The 18,209-nt window shown below is 39.3% G+C and carries 19 protein-coding genes; 13 read left to right on the top strand and 6 right to left on the bottom strand.

The window, feature by feature from the left end:
• Nucleotides 1–3: 3 nt before the first annotated feature.
• From leuS to yajC, 5 genes are read right to left on the bottom strand one after another with little or no spacing between them, the layout of a single operon-like run.
• Nucleotides 4–2,469 carry a leucine--tRNA ligase gene (gene leuS, locus F3G98_RS03210; protein ID WP_149725735.1) on the bottom strand — a complete coding sequence of 822 codons (2,466 nt, stop codon included), beginning with the start codon at nt 2,467–2,469 and terminating at the stop codon, nt 4–6.
• Between the two features lie 8 nt (nt 2,470–2,477).
• Nucleotides 2,478–2,816: a DUF6394 family protein gene (locus tag F3G98_RS03205; protein ID WP_002942000.1), complete on the bottom strand. Its 339-nt coding sequence runs from the start codon at nt 2,814–2,816 to the stop codon at nt 2,478–2,480.
• 9 nt (nt 2,817–2,825) lie between these two features.
• The gene (gene secF, locus F3G98_RS03200; RefSeq protein WP_021092267.1) at nt 2,826–3,797 is read right to left on the bottom strand and encodes a protein translocase subunit SecF; all 972 of its coding nucleotides are present in this window, start codon (nt 3,795–3,797) and stop codon (nt 2,826–2,828) included.
• A gap of 2 nt (nt 3,798–3,799) precedes the next feature.
• On the bottom strand, nt 3,800–5,380 hold the full coding sequence (secD, locus tag F3G98_RS03195) for a protein translocase subunit SecD (protein WP_149725734.1): 1,581 nt from the start codon (nt 5,378–5,380) through the stop codon (nt 3,800–3,802).
• Nucleotides 5,380–5,652, bottom strand: coding sequence for a preprotein translocase subunit YajC (yajC, locus tag F3G98_RS03190; RefSeq protein WP_002941849.1), 273 nt, complete (start codon nt 5,650–5,652; stop codon nt 5,380–5,382). Before yajC ends, secD begins: the two co-directional genes overlap by 1 nt.
• Between yajC and F3G98_RS03185 the strand changes: the two genes are divergently transcribed.
• Nucleotides 5,628–6,920 carry an apolipoprotein N-acyltransferase gene (locus tag F3G98_RS03185; protein WP_188116964.1) on the top strand — a complete coding sequence of 431 codons (1,293 nt, stop codon included), beginning with the start codon at nt 5,628–5,630 and terminating at the stop codon, nt 6,918–6,920. The genes yajC and F3G98_RS03185 overlap by 25 nt on opposite strands.
• A 43-nt stretch (nt 6,921–6,963) precedes the next feature.
• Here the strand turns inward: F3G98_RS03185 and metK are convergent, their stop codons facing one another.
• Nucleotides 6,964–8,169, bottom strand: a complete 1,206-nt coding sequence (metK, locus tag F3G98_RS03180; RefSeq protein ID WP_021084435.1) for a methionine adenosyltransferase — start codon at nt 8,167–8,169, stop codon at nt 6,964–6,966.
• A 138-nt stretch (nt 8,170–8,307) separates the two neighbouring features.
• Between metK and sstT the strand changes: the two genes are divergently transcribed.
• The 12 genes from sstT (at nt 8,308) to fliE (ending at nt 18,209) form a co-directional block, all read left to right on the top strand.
• Nucleotides 8,308–9,675 carry a serine/threonine transporter SstT gene (gene sstT / locus F3G98_RS03175; RefSeq protein WP_411160826.1) on the top strand — a complete coding sequence of 456 codons (1,368 nt, stop codon included), beginning with the start codon at nt 8,308–8,310 and terminating at the stop codon, nt 9,673–9,675.
• Between the two features lie 87 nt (nt 9,676–9,762).
• The gene (locus F3G98_RS03170) at nt 9,763–11,484 is read left to right on the top strand and encodes a M3 family oligoendopeptidase (RefSeq protein WP_149725732.1); all 1,722 of its coding nucleotides are present in this window, start codon (nt 9,763–9,765) and stop codon (nt 11,482–11,484) included.
• A 1-nt stretch (nt 11,485) separates the two neighbouring features.
• The gene (locus F3G98_RS03165; RefSeq protein WP_021089593.1) at nt 11,486–11,935 is read left to right on the top strand and encodes a hypothetical protein; all 450 of its coding nucleotides are present in this window, start codon (nt 11,486–11,488) and stop codon (nt 11,933–11,935) included.
• A gap of 51 nt (nt 11,936–11,986) precedes the next feature.
• A complete protein-coding gene (locus F3G98_RS03160) occupies nt 11,987–14,056 on the top strand; it encodes an ATP-dependent helicase (protein WP_103607666.1) in 2,070 nt (689 codons plus the stop codon).
• A complete protein-coding gene (truB, locus tag F3G98_RS03155) occupies nt 14,053–14,874 on the top strand; it encodes a tRNA pseudouridine(55) synthase TruB (RefSeq protein WP_103607665.1) in 822 nt (273 codons plus the stop codon). Before F3G98_RS03160 ends, truB begins: the two co-directional genes overlap by 4 nt.
• Nucleotides 14,868–15,098 carry a carbon storage regulator CsrA gene (csrA, locus tag F3G98_RS03150; RefSeq protein WP_002941828.1) on the top strand — a complete coding sequence of 77 codons (231 nt, stop codon included), beginning with the start codon at nt 14,868–14,870 and terminating at the stop codon, nt 15,096–15,098. The genes truB and csrA overlap by 7 nt, the downstream gene beginning before the upstream one ends.
• Entirely contained in the window at nt 15,095–15,838 is a 744-nt protein-coding gene (locus F3G98_RS03145; protein WP_021092307.1) for a 4-(cytidine 5'-diphospho)-2-C-methyl-D-erythritol kinase, read from the top strand. The genes csrA and F3G98_RS03145 overlap by 4 nt, the downstream gene beginning before the upstream one ends.
• 14 nt (nt 15,839–15,852) lie before the next feature.
• The gene (gene smpB / locus F3G98_RS03140) at nt 15,853–16,305 is read left to right on the top strand and encodes an SsrA-binding protein SmpB (RefSeq protein ID WP_035142320.1); all 453 of its coding nucleotides are present in this window, start codon (nt 15,853–15,855) and stop codon (nt 16,303–16,305) included.
• 8 nt (nt 16,306–16,313) lie between these two features.
• Complete coding sequence (locus F3G98_RS03135) at nt 16,314–16,910, top strand: thioredoxin domain-containing protein (protein WP_103607748.1); 597 nt, start codon at nt 16,314–16,316, stop codon at nt 16,908–16,910.
• Between the two features lie 62 nt (nt 16,911–16,972).
• Entirely contained in the window at nt 16,973–17,407 is a 435-nt protein-coding gene (gene flgB, locus F3G98_RS03130; protein ID WP_103607664.1) for a flagellar basal body rod protein FlgB, read from the top strand.
• A gap of 8 nt (nt 17,408–17,415) precedes the next feature.
• On the top strand, nt 17,416–17,916 hold the full coding sequence (flgC, locus tag F3G98_RS03125; RefSeq protein ID WP_103607663.1) for a flagellar basal body rod protein FlgC: 501 nt from the start codon (nt 17,416–17,418) through the stop codon (nt 17,914–17,916).
• The gene (gene fliE, locus F3G98_RS03120) at nt 17,916–18,209 is read left to right on the top strand and encodes a flagellar hook-basal body complex protein FliE (protein ID WP_002941937.1); all 294 of its coding nucleotides are present in this window, start codon (nt 17,916–17,918) and stop codon (nt 18,207–18,209) included. The genes flgC and fliE overlap by 1 nt, the downstream gene beginning before the upstream one ends.

Here is an 18,209-nt window from a genome sequence, read left to right as displayed (position 1 = left end):
AATTTATCCTTTAATGACAAAATTTACCAATTTGCCTTTTATATAAATCTCTTTTAAAATTTCTTTTCCTTCAAGCCATTTAGCCACATTTTGCTTAGCTTGTTTTAAAATTTCACTCTCGCTCTGGCTCGCTGCCACTTCAAACTCGGCCCTTTTTTTGCCATTTACTGTAACTGCAAGAGCGATGCTATCTTTTACAAAGACCTCTTCTTTTACAGCTATCTTTGTGAAATTTTTTCTGCCAAAAAGTTCTTCGCTAAGCTCATTTGCGATATGTGGCACGATAGGCTCTAGTAAATTTAAGATAATGAAAAAGCCCTCAGCATTTACGTTCTCATTATCCTGCGCATTTATAGCGTTTAGCGCCTCCATACAAGCAGCGATTAAAGTGTTAAAAGCAAATGTATCACCAAAAACCTCGGTTGATTTTTTAAGCGCTTCATAAATTTTTAGCCTTGCAAATTTCTCATCTTTATTTAAACTTTCGTGATCTATCTCAGGCAGCTTGTCTATCTTTTTGATAGTTTGTGCCTTCTCCCAAAGCCTATTTAAAAACCTAAATGCTCCCTCAACTGCGCTGTCGTTCCACTCAAGCTCTTTTTGAGGAGGAGCAGCAAAAAGGATAAATAGCCTTGCCGTATCGGCGCCGTATCTATTTATGATATCATCAGGATCTACGACGTTGCCCTTGCTTTTACTCATCTTTTTGCCATCTTTTAAGACCATGCCTTGAGTTAGTAAATTTTCAAACGGCTCATCGTCTCTTAGATAGCCAAGATCTCTTAAGACCTTTTGGAAAAATCTAGCGTATAAAAGGTGCAAGATCGCATGCTCGATACCGCCGATATACTGATCTACGTTCATCCAATAATTCACACTTTTTTCATCAAGCGCTTTTTGCTCCCAACTCTTCTCATCGCTTGCAAATCTAGCAAAATACCAGCTGCTCTCCACAAATGTATCCATCGTATCAGTCTCTCTGATCGCATCTTGGCCGCATTTTGGACACTTTGTAAATTTCCAAGTTGGATGTTTATCAAGTGGGTTGCCCTCGCCTGTGATCTTGACATCTTCAGGCAGTGCGATAGGTAAATTTTCCTCTTTTTCAGGCACTACGCCGCAGCATTTGCAGTGCACTACAGGTATTGGCGCACCCCAGTATCTTTGGCGAGAAATTCCCCAGTCTCTTAGTTTGTAGTTTGTGATCCTTTTGCCAAGGCCATCTTTTTCAAATTTCTCTATTATAAAGCTTTTGGCATCCTCTGAACTAAGACCATTTATCAGCTCAGAATTTATAGCAACTCCGTATTCTGAATACGCCTTAGAGCCGTCACTCTCACCTTCAAGCGGCTTTACGACTGGTTTTATAGGTAGGTTAAATTTACTTGCAAACTCGAAGTCTCTTTGATCATGAGCAGGAACAGCCATGATAGCGCCACTGCCATAGTCAGCTAGGATGAAATTTGCAACCCAAACTGGGATCTTTTCATTTGTGAGCGGATGAACGACGTAAATTCCCAAAAATTCTCCATCTTTATCACTTGCTTGACGCTCTCTTGGGCTTTGATTAAGTATTGCTTTTATCTTTGCTTTTTTGCTTTCATCAAATTTATCACTTTCAAGAAGCGCTTTTACGATAGGATGCTCTGGTGCAAGAGCTGTGTAGCTAACGCCATAAATCGTATCAGGTCTTGTCGTAAATACCTCAAAGCCATCAAATTTACCGCCTAAAGTCTCTTTTGAAGCCTCATCAAGGCTAAATTTAAACTCCAAGCCGTAGCTTCTGCCGATCCAGTTTTCTTGCATTGTGATGACTTGATTTGGCCATTTGCCCTCAAGAAGTTTTAGATCTTCAAGCAGCTCGCTAGCGTATTTTGTGATGTTGAAGTAATATCCTGGAAGCTCTTTTTGAACAACATCATTACCGCATCTCCAGCATTTTCCGTCTTCAACCTGCTCGTTTGCAAGCACAGTTTGATCATACTCACACCAGTTTACGATGGCATTTTTTCTATAAACAAGCCCTTTTTCAAACATCTTTATAAAAAAGCTTTGCTCCCACTTTGTGTAAAGTGGGTCAGATGTAGCTAAAATTCTCTTTTTAGAAAACGAAAAGCCAAGGCTTGCAAGCTCCTTTTTCATATAGTCGATGTTTTCGTAAGTCCAAATTTTAGGGTGAATTTTATGTTTTATGGCTGCATTTTCAGCTGGCATACCAAAGCTATCAAAGCCGATAGGATGAAGCACGTTAAAACCGCTTTTTCTATATGATCTAGCCAGCGCATCGCCGATAGAGTAGTTTCTCACATGCCCCATGTGTATGCGTCCGCTTGGATATGGAAACATACTTAGGATATATTTTTTTGGCAAGCTTAGATCGTCTTTTGGTTCAAATTCTTCATTTTTATCCCAAATTTCCTGCCACTTTTTTTCTATCTTTAAAGGCTCATATTTTCTCTTCTCAGCCATTTTTTCTCCTAAAATTCTTCTTGTGATTTGCTTGATTCTATTAGTACCAAGGCTAGTGAAAAGATATTTGCAATAACCGCTCCAATAGCTAATGAATAGCTAAGCGTTGCATTTTCAGATACTTGCAAAATAACAAAAGCTGGTATAAGGTGCAAATCAGCAACCAGCGAGCTAGCAAAAAGCTCAGCTGATAGTAAATTTTTAACACCGATCTTAAGTAAAGTTGAAACCAAATTTATACTAGCTGCCACAAAAAGGGCGATCTCGTTTTTATCATATAAAAACTCCGCCGTAGTCGTAAGACTCATCAGCGCAAAAAATATGTAGATAACTTTTCCCCAGTTCATTATCCCTCCTTACACAACGCCTTTTTCAAACATGGCACGCTCTTTATCACGCTCTTTTTTGATCCTTTGCTTCTCAGCCTCTCTAGCTCTAAAATGCTCGATGCTAAATTTAAACCAGATAAGAAATGGTGATGAGATGTAGATCGAGCTGATCGTTCCTATAACTATACCAACGATAAGAATAAATGAAAATCCATGTATCATATCTCCGCCAAACAAAAATAGCACAACAACAGTCATCATCGTAGTGGCTGAAGTTAGGATGGTTCTTGAAAGTGTGGCTGAAACTGACTCGTTGATAACGCCCTCGATATCAGTCCTCTTGCTCTCTTTTATGCCTTCTCTGATCCTATCAAAAATGATGATCGTATCATTTAACGAGTAGCCAAGCACCGTTAAAACAGCAGCTAGTGTGTCTAAATTTACATCAATATCAAATAGCGAAATAGCGCCAACAGTTATGACTATATCGTGAATTTCAGTTGCGATCGCAGCTAGCGCAAATCTCCACTCAAATCTAAATGTGATATAAAGAAGCACGCCAATTAGTGAAATTCCAAGAGCCATCAAGCCCTTTTGCCTAAGCTCGTCACCAACCTTTGGGCCAACGATATCAACACGTCTTACTTCAAAATTTCCAGTATCTTTTAAAATTTGCTTTATCTCAGTGCCGATGTCACCAGTTAAATTTGAGCTTGATCCAGAAAATCTAATAACAGCCTCATCTTCGCTTCCAAACTCAGTAACAGAGGCGTTTTTAAGCACTTCATTTGTGCCAAAAGCGTCGCGAATTTTATCAAGTGGCGCTTTGGTGTCATATTTTAACTGGATAAGCGTACCACCAGAGAAGTCGATGCCGTAGTTTAGACCCTTTGTTGCAAGCAAAAAGATCGAACCAACAAATAAAAATATAGAAAGTGCCAATGAAGCAAATCTAAACCGCATAAAATCATAAACTTTTGCCTTAGTAAAAATTTGCATCCCTAGCTCCTTTTATAACCAAACCAAAGTCTGGTATTTCCGCTTTTTTCTATCTTGTCCATGACTGCATCAAACATGCCATGTGTGCCTAAAATGGCCGTTAGCATCGAAGCCATGATACCTATCGCCATTGTCACAGCAAAGCCCTTAACTGGACCAGTGCCATAAGCATAAAGCACAGCAACTGTGATGATAGTAGTCAAGTTTGAGTCGATGATCGCACTCATAGCGTGCTCATATCCCTTTTGAACAGCTGTTCTTATCGCCACGCCTTCACGCAAAAGCTCGCGGATACGCTCATTTATGATGACGTTTGCATCAACAGCCATACCGATAGTTAGCACGATACCAGCCATACCTGGCAAGGTAAGCGTCGCTCCAAAAAGTGCCATGACAGCTACTAATATAACGACATCCGCAACTAGTGCGATATTTGCAAAAATTCCAGAAATTCCATAATAAACTAGCATAAATAGCACGACTAAAATAGATCCAGCAGCAAGAGCAACCATGCTTTGATTGATGCTCTCTTGGCCTAAAGATGGACCAACGCTTCTTTTTTCTAGCATCTTCACAGGTGCTAAAAGTGCGCCACTTCTAAGTGCGATCGCTACGTCGTGAGCTTCATCAAGGGTAAAACCACCGCTGATCTGGCCGCTGCCGCCACCTATTCTTTCGTTTATAACTGGAGCTGAATAGACCTTGCCGTCAAGCACGATAGCAAGCCTTTTACCCACATTTGCGCCAGTAAAATCGCCAAAAATTCTAGCGCCTTCTGAATTTAGTGTAAAATTTATGATCGGTAAGTTGTTTTGCTGAGAGAATGCGACCTTTGCATCAGTTAGCATTGAGCCATCAAGCACTGGGATATTTTTAACGACGTATTTTACGCGGTCATTTTTAGCATCTTTAAAGATCACATCACCATAGCTTTCGGCCTCAGCCTCGCTCATGGTATTAGCCTGGTCTTGTCTTTTGTCATCAACTGCCATAAGCTGCAAGTGAGCAGCCTTTGCGATAAGATCTCTCGCTCTTTGCTCGTCCTCTTCGGTTTTTATACCAGGAAGCTCGACTAGGATATTATCTTTGCCTTGTCTAGCGACTGTTGGCTCAGCTAGACCAAACTGATCAAGTCTGTTTCTAATGGTCTCAACAGCTTGAGAGATCGCATACTCGATCGTATCAAGCCTCTCTTGTTCTGTTAGAGTGATGTGATAGTTTAGACCATCTTTTTTGATATCAAGCCCTTTTATCTCAGCAAGTGCCTTATCAACTTTTGGAGCCTCGTCACTATCAAGCAGCGCAAACTCAACACTATCTTCTTTTATCTTAAATTTATCAATAAGCACATCTTCTTTTTTAGCATAATAATTTATGCTTCCAGCGATTGACTTGATCTTAGAGTGGATGGCTTCGTTAGTTTCAACACCAAGAAGCATATGAAGACCGCCTTGAAGGTCAAGTCCTAATGAAATTTTAGCTCCACTTTGAGTCTGAAAAAAAGATGGCACCGAAAAGCCAAAACCAAAAATCAAGGCTAATATTAAGATAATCAGCCTATATGTAACTCTTGCGTTACGCATTATTTATCTTCGATCTTTTTAGCTACAAACTCGCGTGCTATACGAACGATTACATCATCGTTAAGTTTAACTTTGATAAAATCATTTTCGGCTTTAATCACTTCGCATATAAGTCCGCCATTAGTTACTATCTTATCGCCTTTGTCAAGAGCTGCAAGCATTGCTGCGTGGGCTTTTTGTTGTTTTTGTTGAGGTCTGATAACCAAAAAGTAAAATATGGCGAAAAGCACAACAAGAGGTAGTAATGATGTTAAAAAATCAGCGTTTTGCATGGATTTCCTTATTTGTAAGATTTTTAAACGGACATTTTAGCACTAAAATTATAATAAAAGCCTTTGTCGGTGCTTTTTTGCTTTCTAATTTCATTTTTTTAGCTATGGCAGAAAATCAAATTTTAAATTTCATCTCACCATTTCTCACGCTAGCTGGAATTTACGTCATCATAAATTTAAGCAGAGCTGGCTTTTTTTCGGCTGGCTTTTTCACTGGAATTTTGTGGTTTTACTGGATCGGCTTTAGTTTTATCTACTATGAGCTTGTCTGGCTTATCCCATTTGTCATCCTCTTTATAGCCCTTGTTTATGGACTTTTATTTTGGATAGCCTCTTTTCCAAGCTTTGTAGCACTAAGAGCTGTTTTGTTATTTTTAGTAAGCTACGTACATCCATTTGGCTTTAACTGGTTTAACCTTGAAGCAACGCTTGTTTTAGGGGCTTTTGAGCCAAATACTAGAGGACTTATATTTATATTTTTAGCAGCCATTTCTTTGAGTTTAAAAGGCAAAATTTTAAAATTTATCCTAGCTTTTATCTGCCTGATCGCCGCTTTGCAGTTTAAAAGTAGCGAGGCAAAAACTCTGCCATTTGACGTGGAGCTAATAAACACCGATGTCGCTCAAAGAGTGCGCTGGGATAAAAGCTTGCGCATGAAATTTACAAATGAAAATTTAGACTTGATAAGTAACGCCATAGCCGAGCAAAAACGCCTCATCGTGCTTCCAGAGAGTGCGTTTCCACTATTTATGACAAATGAGCCACTGCTTGTTGATGAGCTAAAAGAGCTTTCAAAAAAGATAACCATCGTAGCTGGCGCACTTGCCTATGAAAATAAGCAAATTTATAACTCTGCATTTTTGTTTCAAGATAGCACTCTAAGGCGAATGGATAAGAAATTTTTAGTGCCATTTGGAGAAGAAATTCCTTTGCCAAAATTTATGCAAGATGCGGTAAATAAGCTATTTTTTGGCGGAGCTAGCGACTTTAAAAAGGCTGAAAATTTTAGCGACTATGAGATAGACGGAGTTAAGATCAGAAACGCCATCTGCTACGAGGCAACAAGGGAGGAGCTTTATAGGGGCGAATTTGACGTTGTTGTGGCTATTACAAATAACGGCTGGTTTGTGCCAAGTAGCGAACCTGTGCTTCAAAGAGTGCTTATAAAACACCTTGCTACAAAATATAATAAAGCGGTCTATCACAGCGTAAATGGCTCAAAAAGCGAGATCATAAAGCCTAAAAAAGCATTTTGGGATGAGTTTTAAAAGAAATTTAAAGTGGCTTTTTTAGATAAAGCCACTTTTTTGATTATTTTTTTAATAAAGCCTTGAAAGTATCAACCGCATCAAGCTTTTCCCAAGGATATTTTGCATTTCCCACTTGACCTTTTGCAGCTACTTTTGCATATAAAAATGTCTCTTTGCTTGGTTTATCAAGACCAAATTTATTTGTTATCCAGCGAGGTGTCAGAGAGAAATGCTCGCTTACAAAATTTGAAAGCATGTCGTCATTTACGCCGTTTGCGTGAGTTCCCATAGTATCAACGCTAACTGAAGTTGGCTTTGCAACGCCTATTGCGTAGCTTATCTGAACGATACATTTTTTTGCAAGGCCGGCTGCGACTATGTTTTTAGCTATCCAGCGCGCTGCGTAAAGACCGCTGCGATCAACCTTTGTGTAGTCCTTACTTGACTGGGCGCCACCGCCTATTGGGCTATATCCACCAAAGCTATCAACGATTAGTTTTCTGCCTGTTAGACCACTATCGTGAAGTGAGCTGTGATTTACATATCTGCCTGTTGGATTTATATAGATGATCGTCTTTTCTTTATTATATAGCTCTTTTGGAAGGCCAGTTTCGTCTATTAAATTTTGTATTAATGCGCGAAGCTCTTCTATCTTCATGCTCTCCACGCAAGGAGCAGATACGACGATAGTGTGGATGCTTTGAGGTTTGCAGTTTTCAAAGTTGTCTTTACTGCCGTAATCAATCGTAACTTGAGTTTTTATATCAACACCAAGTTTATCAGGGTTTGCTTTGGCAAATTTATATACTTTTTCACAAAGCATTCTTGCGTAAGTTATAGCTGCTGGCATAAATTCTTTCGCTTCGCAGCTTGCAAAGCCAAACATGATGCCTTGATCACCTGCTCCGATCTCGCCGTCACTTTGATCAACGCCTTGATTTATATCTGGACTTTGTTGATTTAGGCATACTTTGACCTCGATATCATCTGGGTGCAAGCACTGCTCTTTTGTAAAGTTACTCTTTCCGTCATATCCAATATGCGCAAGAGCGTCTTTTACGATCTTTTCGTAGTCTTTATAAGAGAGTTTTACCTTTGAGTTTATCTCTCCGCCTATTACTATATTTTTTCCAGCTACAAAAACTTCGCTTGCGACGCGTCCATTTGGATCTTGCGTTAAAATAGTATCAACAATGCTATCAGCGATGATATCAGCGCATTTGTCTGGGTGACCTGGACTTACAACTTCAGAAGTAAATAGATACATTTTCGTCCTTTTCCTTGGTTAAATTTTCGTGCAATTGTAACAAATACATATAAAAAGCGAATTAATCTTTTTAAATTTCTTTATATTTAAAAATCATTTAGCTAAAATCAACAAAAAACTAATTTATTAAGGTGTCAAATGAATATGTTTAAAAACATTGCAAGAAGATACGCCGACGGAAATTTGATCGTTCAAATTTTAGTTGGTATCATCCTAGGTGCCCTAGTTGGCTTTTACACACACTATCAGGCAGCCCCTTACAACCAAATCTCAGCTAAAATTCAAACCATCCAAAAAGAGAGTGGCCTAAGCGTAGATGAAGTCATAAAAACTCGCCTTAGCCAAGATGAAGCAAAACAGCTTGACGAAGCCAAAGAAAAGGCTAGTTCGGCTGATTCTATCGCTGCTTCAGCCTCAGTTTTAGGAGATTTGTTTAAAGGCGCTCTAAAAGCGATCGCACCTATTCTTGTATTTGTTTTAGTTGCAACCTCTATCATTTTAAAAGATTTTGGCCACACAAAAGGCATGCAAAAGATCATCACACTCTACCTTGTTGGCACCTTTTTAGCAGCTGTTGTGGCGGTTATTGCTAGCTTTTTATTTCCTATCGAGATACCGCTAAAAGGTCTGCAAAGCGCTGATATGTCAGCACCTCAAGGCATCACAAACGTGCTAAAAGATCTTATCTATAAAATGGTCGAAAATCCGATAACCGCCCTAGCAAACGGCAACTACATAGGCATCATCACTTGGGCGATTGGTGGTGGCATCGCTATGAGATATGCTACACCTGAGACCAAAAAAGTATTTAAAGATATAAGCGACGGTGTAACTCATATCGTTAAATTTATCATCAGACTAGCTCCATTTGGCATCTTTGGCATGGTTGCTATTAGCATTCATGACACTGGATTTGAGGCACTTGCAGGATATCTAAAACTGATCTTAGTTCTTGTTGGAGCGATGCTTGTGGTGGCATTTATCGTCTATCCAGCGATGGTTTTTGCACTAACTAGGAAAAATCCCTATCCACTTGTGATGATCTGCTTAAAAGAGAGCGCGATCTCAGCGTTTTTCACAAGAAGCTCCGCTGCAAACATCCCTGTAAATATGGCGCTTTGCAAAAAGCTTGGACTAAAAGAGGAGCTCTACTCGATCTCTATCCCACTAGGAGCCACCATAAACATGGGCGGTGCGGCAGTTACCATTAGTATCCTAGCGCTTACTGCGGTAAATTCTATCCCATCTATCACAGTTACATTTGGCGATGCGCTTCTTCTTTGCTTTATCTCAGCCCTTGGTGCGTGCGGCGCATCTGGCGTGGCTGGCGGCTCACTGCTTCTAGTGCCATTAGCGTGCGGACTTTTTGGTATCGGCAATGACATCGCTATGCAATTTGTCACAGTTGGCTTTACGATAGGCGTCATCCAAGACTCAGTTGAAACTGCGCTAAATAGCTCATCAGACGTGCTTTTTACAGCCGTAGCCTCAGAGACTTCAAACTAACATTCATAAAATTTCAGCTAAATTTTGGCTGAAATTTTACTTTTATCCATTTTTTTGTAAAATGTCCCAAAAATTTAAAGGATAAATATGCAAATTTGGGATCTAAAAGCACTTTTTGCAAATGAAAAAGAGTGCGAACAAAACGCACTAAATTTACAAAAAGAGTGCGAGAAATTTAAAGATAAATACCTTGAAATTTATGAAAATTTAAAAACAGACGAGTTTTTAAAGGCATTTGGCGAATATGAAAGCTTGATAGCTAAAATTTCAAAGGTAATGACTTACGCTTTTTTAAATTTTGCCAAAGATACAAGCAAGGGTGCATTTTACGCAAAGATCGATGAGATAGCGACAAAAGCAAATGAAAATTTGATATTTTTTGAGATCAAATTTAATGAGTTTAGCCCTAAAAAACAAGAAGAGATCATCAAAAGCTCTAAAAAATATGGCTACTACCTAAGCAACCTCGCCAAAGCAAAACCACATCAACTAAGCGTTGCAGAAGAAAGGGTGCTACTTCGCACGGCAAGCACTGGAGCTGAGGGCTTTTCAAGGCTTTTTGATGAGAGCATGAGCAAGATGAGGTTTAAATTTAAAGGCGAGCTTTTAAATGAAGAAGAGATTTTAGCCAAGCTTCATGAGAGCGACCAAAGCGTGCGAAAACTAGCCGCCAAAAGCCTTTCAAACGAGCTTAGCAAGCACCAGCATCTTCTTGGTTACATATATAATATGATAAAAACTGATCTAAAAACGAGCTGCGAGCTGCGAAATTTCAAGCTTCCTGAAGAGCCAAGACACCTTGAAAATCAAATCAGTAAAAAAAGCGTTGATTCACTCATCGCTGTAACTGAGAAAAATTTTGATTTAGTTTCTAAATTTTACGAGCGCAAAAGAGAAATTTTAGGCCTTAAAAAGCTTTATGACTACGATAGATACGCGCCTCTTATCAGCGAGAGCGAGTATAAATTTGATGATTGCAAAAAGATAGTTTTAAAAGCATTTGGGACATTTTCACCTAAATTTGGCGAGATCGCCAAAAGTGCCTTTAGTGACGGCTGGATCGACGTTTATCCAGCACCAAATAAGCGAGGTGGAGCATTTTCTCACTCAGGATCAAGCGACACGCACCCTTATGTTTTGCTAAATCACACAAACCAGCGAAGAGACCTTTTTACGCTAGCTCACGAGCTTGGTCACGCCGTGCATCAAAAGCTCTCTTATAGCGTAAGCTACCTAAACTCAGACACTCCGCTAACCACGGCTGAGACGGCTTCAGTCTTTTGCGAGATGCTAGTTTTTGACCACGTAAAAGACGGCCTTAGCAAAAAAGAGAAAATTTCACTGCTTGCTGGCAAGATAGAGGATATATTTGCCACGCTTTACCGCCAGATAAATTTCACCACCTTTGAAAGGGCCGTGCACGCGCACGAGGGCGAGATCAGCCTAGATGAGCTAAATAAAATTTGGCTAAAAGAGAGCAAAAAGATGTTTGGCAAAAGTGTCATACTAAATGACTACTACAAAATTTGGTGGAGCTACATCCCGCACTTCATTCACACGCCATTTTACTGCTACGCCTACTCTTACGCGCAGCTTCTTGTGCTTGCACTTTTTGGGCTTTATAAAAGCGGCAAATGCGAAAATTTCGTTGAAATTTACACCGAGTTTTTGAGCCTTGGCGGGAGTCTTAGCCCAAGGGAGCTTGTGGGTAAATTTGGCTTTGATATAGATGATAAAAATTTCTGGCAGATAGGCATAAACGAGGTTAAAAAACTAGTAGATGAGTTTTTAGAAATTTCAAAGGATTAAGATGTTAGACGAAATTTTAGACGATGAGAAATTTGCGCTTTTGATGAAGATGCACGTCTATGAGTGCATTGATTTTTTGCTTGAAAAGGGGGTAAATTTCTCAGTTATGGCAAATTTGCCGCTAGTTAGCTTTGAGCCTAGCTTGCCAGATGAGATAAGCAGTGGCTTTAGCATGCCAGTCATTATGTTTTCACTTGGTGGCTACACGCTTGAGAGTGCGAGGCTAACGCAAGATGAGCTTAGCTTTGAGGCTGGCTTTGGTAGTGAAAATTTTGCCTCAGTGGTATCATTTCCACTTGGGGCGGTGGTTCAAATTTTGGTTGAAAATAGCCCGATCCTTGTAAATTTCTCCATTTATAAGCCAAAAGAGAAGCAAGTCGATCACGCTAAAAAATCAGCCTCAGTCTTTTTGCAAAACCCAAAAAATAAAGATATATTTAAGAAAAAATAGTAATTTTAAGCATTTTTGGCTAAAATCAAAAGAAAATTTAAAAAGCGAAAAATGGAAAATTTACTATCAAATTTAAACGAAGCCCAGCGCGAAGCAGCCACTCACATAGACGGTGCGATGCTCATACTAGCAGGTGCTGGCAGTGGCAAGACAAAGACTATCACGACTAGGCTTGCCTATCTCATCGGCGAGGTCGGCATAGACGCGGCAAACACACTAACTCTTACTTTTACAAACAAAGCCGCCAACGAGATGCGTAGCAGAGCCATGGCGATGCTAAGCCAAAGCGGCAAAAACTACTCGCCGCTTCTTTGCACATTTCACAAATTTGGACTTTTATTTTTAAAGCTCTATATAGAAAAGCTTGGCAGAAAAAACAACTTCGTCATCATCGACACAGACGATAAAAAGCGCATCATCAAAAGCTTTGAAAGTCCAGTCGCCACGGCGATTTTGTCAAGTGAAATTTCAAACTATAAAAACTCACTTTTAAGCGTCGAACAGGTCTATAAAAATGCAAATTTCTCTTCATTTGACAAGAGCAAAGACAACTTTTACAAACAAGCAGCGCAAATTTATGAAAAATATGAGGACTATTTAAAGGCGAACAACCTTGTTGATTTTGACGATTTGCTAGGGCTTACATATAAAATTTTAGACGAAAACGAAGATCTTGCTAGAGAAATTTCAAACCGCTACAAATACATAATGGTCGATGAGTATCAAGATACAAACGACCTTCAGTATAAGCTCCTAAAAAAACTCTGTCTATGCCACGAAAACATCTGCGTAGTGGGCGATGATGACCAGAGTATTTATGGCTGGCGAGGTGCAAAGATCGATAATATCTTAAATTTCAAGGATCAGTTTAGCAACGTAAAGATCATAAGGCTTGAGCACAACTACCGCTCGAGTGAAGCGATACTAAAGGCTGCAAACGAACTGATAGACCACAACCGCAACCGCCTTGGCAAGAAGCTTGTGGGCACAAAAGGCGAAGGTGAAGCTGTAAATTTGATAGAGAGTTTTGATGAAAATTTAGAGGCTGGCAAGATCGCAAAAAACATAAAAGAGCTTTTAAGCAAAGGCGTGCAAGCAAAAGATATCGCGATCTTATACCGCATAAACGCGCTCTCTCGCTCACTTGAAGATGGGCTAAACAAAGAGCAGATCGCCTATAAAATGGTTGGTGGCGTAAAATTTTATGAAAGAGCCGAGATCAAAGATATCATAAGCTACCTAAGGCTGATAAACAATCCAAATGATGATTTTTCAATAAGACGCATAATAAACCGACCAAAGCGCGGCCTTGGTAAAGTGAGCCTTGATAAGCTCGAAAAGATGGCTTTTGAGGGCAAAATTTCCATTTTCGAGGCGATCTCAAACATCTCTGATAACGACGAAGCCTTTAGTAAAAAGGTAAAATCAGCCCTTCTTGAGTTTGCAAACAATCTAAAAGAGCTTCAAGAAAGTAGCTCAGTTTTTGACCTCATAGATAAATTTGAAGCTAAATTTGGCGTGAAAAAATACTACGAGAGCTTGCCAGATGGCGCTGAAAGAGCGGCAAACATCGACGAGTTTTACGCTGTTTTAAAAGATCAGATCAAGCAAAATCCAAGCTTTGATCTGGAGGAGTTTTTAAACGAGATCACGCTAACAAGCGAGCAAGACGGCATTAGCGACGAGGCTATTAGTATCATGAGCGTGCATGCGAGCAAGGGACTTGAGTTTGAGCACCTTTTTGTGATCGGTCTTGAAGAGGGATTTTTCCCGTTAATTGGCGATGGTAGCGACATCGAAGAGGAGCGCAGGCTCGCTTACGTGGCGATAACAAGAGCTAAAAAGACACTTAGCCTAAGCTTTGCAAATTCGCGCTTTTACAAAGGTCAGCGCACGAGGCTAAATAAGAGTAGATTTTTAAGCGAGAGCGGTATCACGCATGGCTCGCTAGTTATCGAACAGAGCAATGAATTTAAAAAAGGCGACCTTGTTAAACATAAAATTTTTGGTATCGGCAGGGTGAGCGCGGTTAGCAAGATCAAAAAAGAGTTTAAACTGACTATAAATTTTGGTGGCAATGTAAGAGAGATCATGTCAAGCTTCGTGGAAAAGGCCGTATGAACGCCATTTTCGTGGCAAACAAGCCTGCTGGCATGAGCTCAAACCACTTTTTAGGACGACTAAAGAGAAAATACGGCGTCAAAAAGGCTGGATTTTCAGGCACGCTTGATCCATTTGCGAGTGGCTGTTTGATAGTCGCTTTTGGCTCGTATACGAAATTTTTTAGATTTTTAGACAAAAGCCCAAAGGTCTATGAGGCGACGATCTGGCTTGGGGCAAGCAGTCCAAGCATGGATAATGAAAATATCACTGAAATTTTAAATGTAAAAGAGCTAAATTTAGAAAAACTTGAAGCCATTAGAGATGAGCTAACTGGCAAGATAAGCTATGTCCCGCCAAAATTTAGCGCCAAACATGTAAATGGCACAAGGGCTTACAAGTTAGCAAGAAACGGTGAAGAATTTGAGCTAAAGCCAGAGATAATGGAAATTTATGAGAGTGAAATTTTGAATTATTCACACCCTTTTTTGACACTTCGTTTAAGCGTAAGTGAGGGAAGCTACATCCGCTCTTATGCAGAAATTTTTGGGCAAAAAGTTGGTTATAATGTAACTTTAAGCTCATTAAAGAGGGTAAGCGAGGGTAAATTTCGCTATGAAAATGAAAAATTTTTAAATATTTGCAATTTTTTAAATATTAAGCAAAACACGTATTTTGGGGATATTGAGAACATACTTAACGGCAAGAAATTAAAAATTAACGATTTTGAAACACAAACACAAGGAATTTATTTGCTAAATTATGATAAATTTATGAGCGTAATCCAAATCATGGATGATACTATAAATTACACTTTAAACAAGGTAGAAAAATGTTAATCTTAGCAAGAAAAGAAAACGAAGAAATTTTACTAGGTAACGACATAAAAGTCGTCGTAGTAAGTATCTCAAAAAGCACCGTTAAGCTTGGTATCGAGGCTCCGCGCAACACAATGATACTAAGAAGCGAGCTGGCAAACGATATCAAAAACGAAAATATCCACGCCACCAAAAAAGCAAGCGAAGCCGATATCCACGAGCTTGCGAAAAAAATCGAGAAATGAAAAGCTTTGCAAAGATCAACGTATTTTTGAAGGTAGTTGGCACCAGAGGCAACTATCACGAAATTTTGTCACGTTTTGTTCTTTGCGAGCAGCTTTTTGATGAAATTTATTTTGAAAGGTCAAATTCTTTTGCTATCGAATGCGACAACAAAGAGATAAAAGATAACATCATACAAAAAGCGATAGATGAGCTAAAAAAAGCTGGCTTTTCAAATGAGCTAGATGAGTTTTTTAGCTCTCACAAAATCATCATCAACAAACAAATCCCAATAGGTGCTGGTCTAGGAGGAGGCAGTTCAAACGCTGCCACATTTTTACTTATGGTAAATGACGAGCTAAATTTAAATATAAAACGCGAAAATTTGATGCAAATAGCCTCTAAAATCGGCGCAGACGTGGCCTTTTTTGTAAGCGGATATAGGGCAGCAAATGTAAGCGGCATAGGCGAGATCATAGAAGAATTTGACGATGAAGTGCCAAATTTAAATATCTTCACGCCAAATGTTTTTTGCTCCACACCGATGGTTTATCAAGAATTTAGAAGCAATTTCTTACAATACATAGACGTTAATGCTGCAAAAAAGATGCAAAATTTAAAGAGCAAAGAGCTACTTGAAATTTATAAAAACGAGGAGCTAAACGATCTTTTTGCCCCATGCTTTAAGCTCTATCCACAGATGAACGAGTTTAGGGATAAATTTCTAAGCGGCAGCGGCAGTAGCGTATTTAGCGTAAAATAAAAGGTAAAATTTTGATAAAAGATCTAGCAAAAAACAAGAAAGCTTTGCACGACTTTAGCATACTTGAGACCTTTGAGGCTGGCATCGTTTTAAAAGGTAGCGAGGTCAAGGCTCTAAGGGCTGGCAGAGCAAATTTAAAAGATAGCTTTGTGCGCGTCATAAAGGGTGAGCTTTTCTTACTAAACGCCCATATCAGCTATCTTGAGACTACACACAGCGCATTTCGTCCAAACGAGCGAGCAGCCAGAAAACTTTTGATGCACAGAAAGCAGATCGATAAAATTTTCGGTCAAGTCTCACAAGATGGGCTTACTTTGGTTGTTTTGGCACTTTATCTAAGTGATAAAAACATCGTAAAAGCAAGGCTAGCCCTTGCAAAAGGTAAAAATTTACACGACAAGCGCGAGACTTTAAAAAGACGCGAGGCAGACAAAGAGGCAAGAGCTGCCATTAAAAGATATGTTTAAGGGATAAGATGAAGAATTTACTTGTTTTAATAATCGCTTTATTTGCTTTTTTTGGTTGTGGTGAAGAAGAAAGCAGCAGTGCAAATTTTAAAGAATTTAGCCCAAATGAAGAGGTCAAACTTGTAGATGTGAGCGGCAAGGAGCTTACTTTAGTTAGAAAAGATCACGGCTTTGCTATCAAAAATGATGAAAATAAGGTTTTAATGATCGACATTTTTGGCACATTTTGCCCACCTTGTCAAAAAGAGGCAGCCGAGCTTACAAAATATCAGCTTGAAAACAAAGATAAATTTACGCTAATTGGGCTAACTCACTTTGAAAATGTCACAAATGAGTATGTTTTGCATGAATTTATGCAAAAATTTAACGCCTACTACTTCATAACAAACGATCAAAAGATAAATGACAGGCTTGCCGAGCAGATCGTAAGAGACATCGAATACAAACACGAGATCGCACTACCTTTTAAAGTGGTGATAAAAAACGGCGAATATCAAATTTTAACAGACGTAGATAGCGGACAATACGGAGTTAAATACTATCTTGGCGGCATAAAAGTCACAAAAATGAAAGAAGATTTGGCAAAAATCTATGAAACAAAATAAATTTGCCTTACATTTGGAACATCATTTGCTTATAAATGTGTGAAATTTTAGAAGGACTTTAAATGTTTGTTTTAGATAGATCAAAATCTAGCCCACTCGTCGAATCAGCCCTTGCAGGCAGAGAGCTACGCCAAAAGCTCATCTCTGGCAACCTTGCAAATGTTGATACGCCATTTTACAAGGCTAGAGACGTAAGATTTGAAGATATTTTAAGAGAAAAAGCAAATGAAATTTATAACATTTCAGAGAGCAAAAAACTAAATTTAGCTAAGACAAACGAAGCGCACATGGCTGCGGTTGATTTTCCAAAAAGCGATACAGCTCAATTTTTCTTGCGCGATGGTCACATGGCTAGAAACGATGCAAACACAGTCGATCTTGATGTTGAGACAACAGAAATGGGCAAAAATACAGTTATGATAAACGCCCTTGATAGTGCCTACAAAGCTCAGGGAAATATCTTTAAAAGCGTAATAGACGCAAGTGCTAAGAACTAGGAGAGATGATGTCATACTTAAATGATTTTGATATTAGCGGATACGGACTAAGTGCGCAACGCTTCAGGATGAACGTCATCAGCTCAAACATAGCAAACGCTCAAACCACAAGAACGGCTGAGGGCGGCCCTTACAGAAGACAAGAGGTCATCTTTAAAGAGATGAACTTTGATAAAATTTTAAACGATCAGCTTAAAAACTCACAAAGTTTGCTTGATTACGAAAATCCGCTCGATGATCCAAGCTCACCTAAAAACGCTCACCCTACCCTAACTAGCGTGATCGTAGATAAGGTGGTGCGCGATGATAAGGACTTTCAGCTAAAATACGACCCAAGCCACCCAGACGCAAATGCAAATGGCTACGTCGCATTTCCAAATATAAACCCAGTCATCGAGATGGCTGACTTGCTTGAGGCGACAAGAGCCTATCAAGCAAATGTAGCGTCATTTCAAAACGCAAAGACAATAGCACAAAGTGCGATATCACTCATTTCAGGACAAGCATAATGATCAATAGTATAAATTTAGATAAGTTAAACAAAAACGAAAATTCAAACAAAATAGCAAAAGCGGGCGAAGAAGGCGGCTTTGAAAACGCACTAAACGACTCTTTAAAAGAGCTAAACAAGGTTCAAATAAACGCCGATAAAGCCATAGCTGATCTCGCAACTGGCGAGGTAAAAGACTTGCACCAAGCAGCTATCGCCATAGGCAAAGCAGAGACTAGCATGAAGCTTATGCTAGAAATTCGCAACAAAGCGCTAAGCGCATACAAAGAAATTTCAAGAACGCAAATTTAA

This window comes from Campylobacter concisus (assembly GCF_902460895.1).
GTDB classification, from domain to species: Bacteria; Campylobacterota; Campylobacteria; order Campylobacterales; family Campylobacteraceae; genus Campylobacter_A; species Campylobacter_A concisus_BC.
The sequence above is the reverse complement of the archived record's forward strand: the minus strand, read 5'-3'. Positions and strand labels throughout refer to the sequence as shown.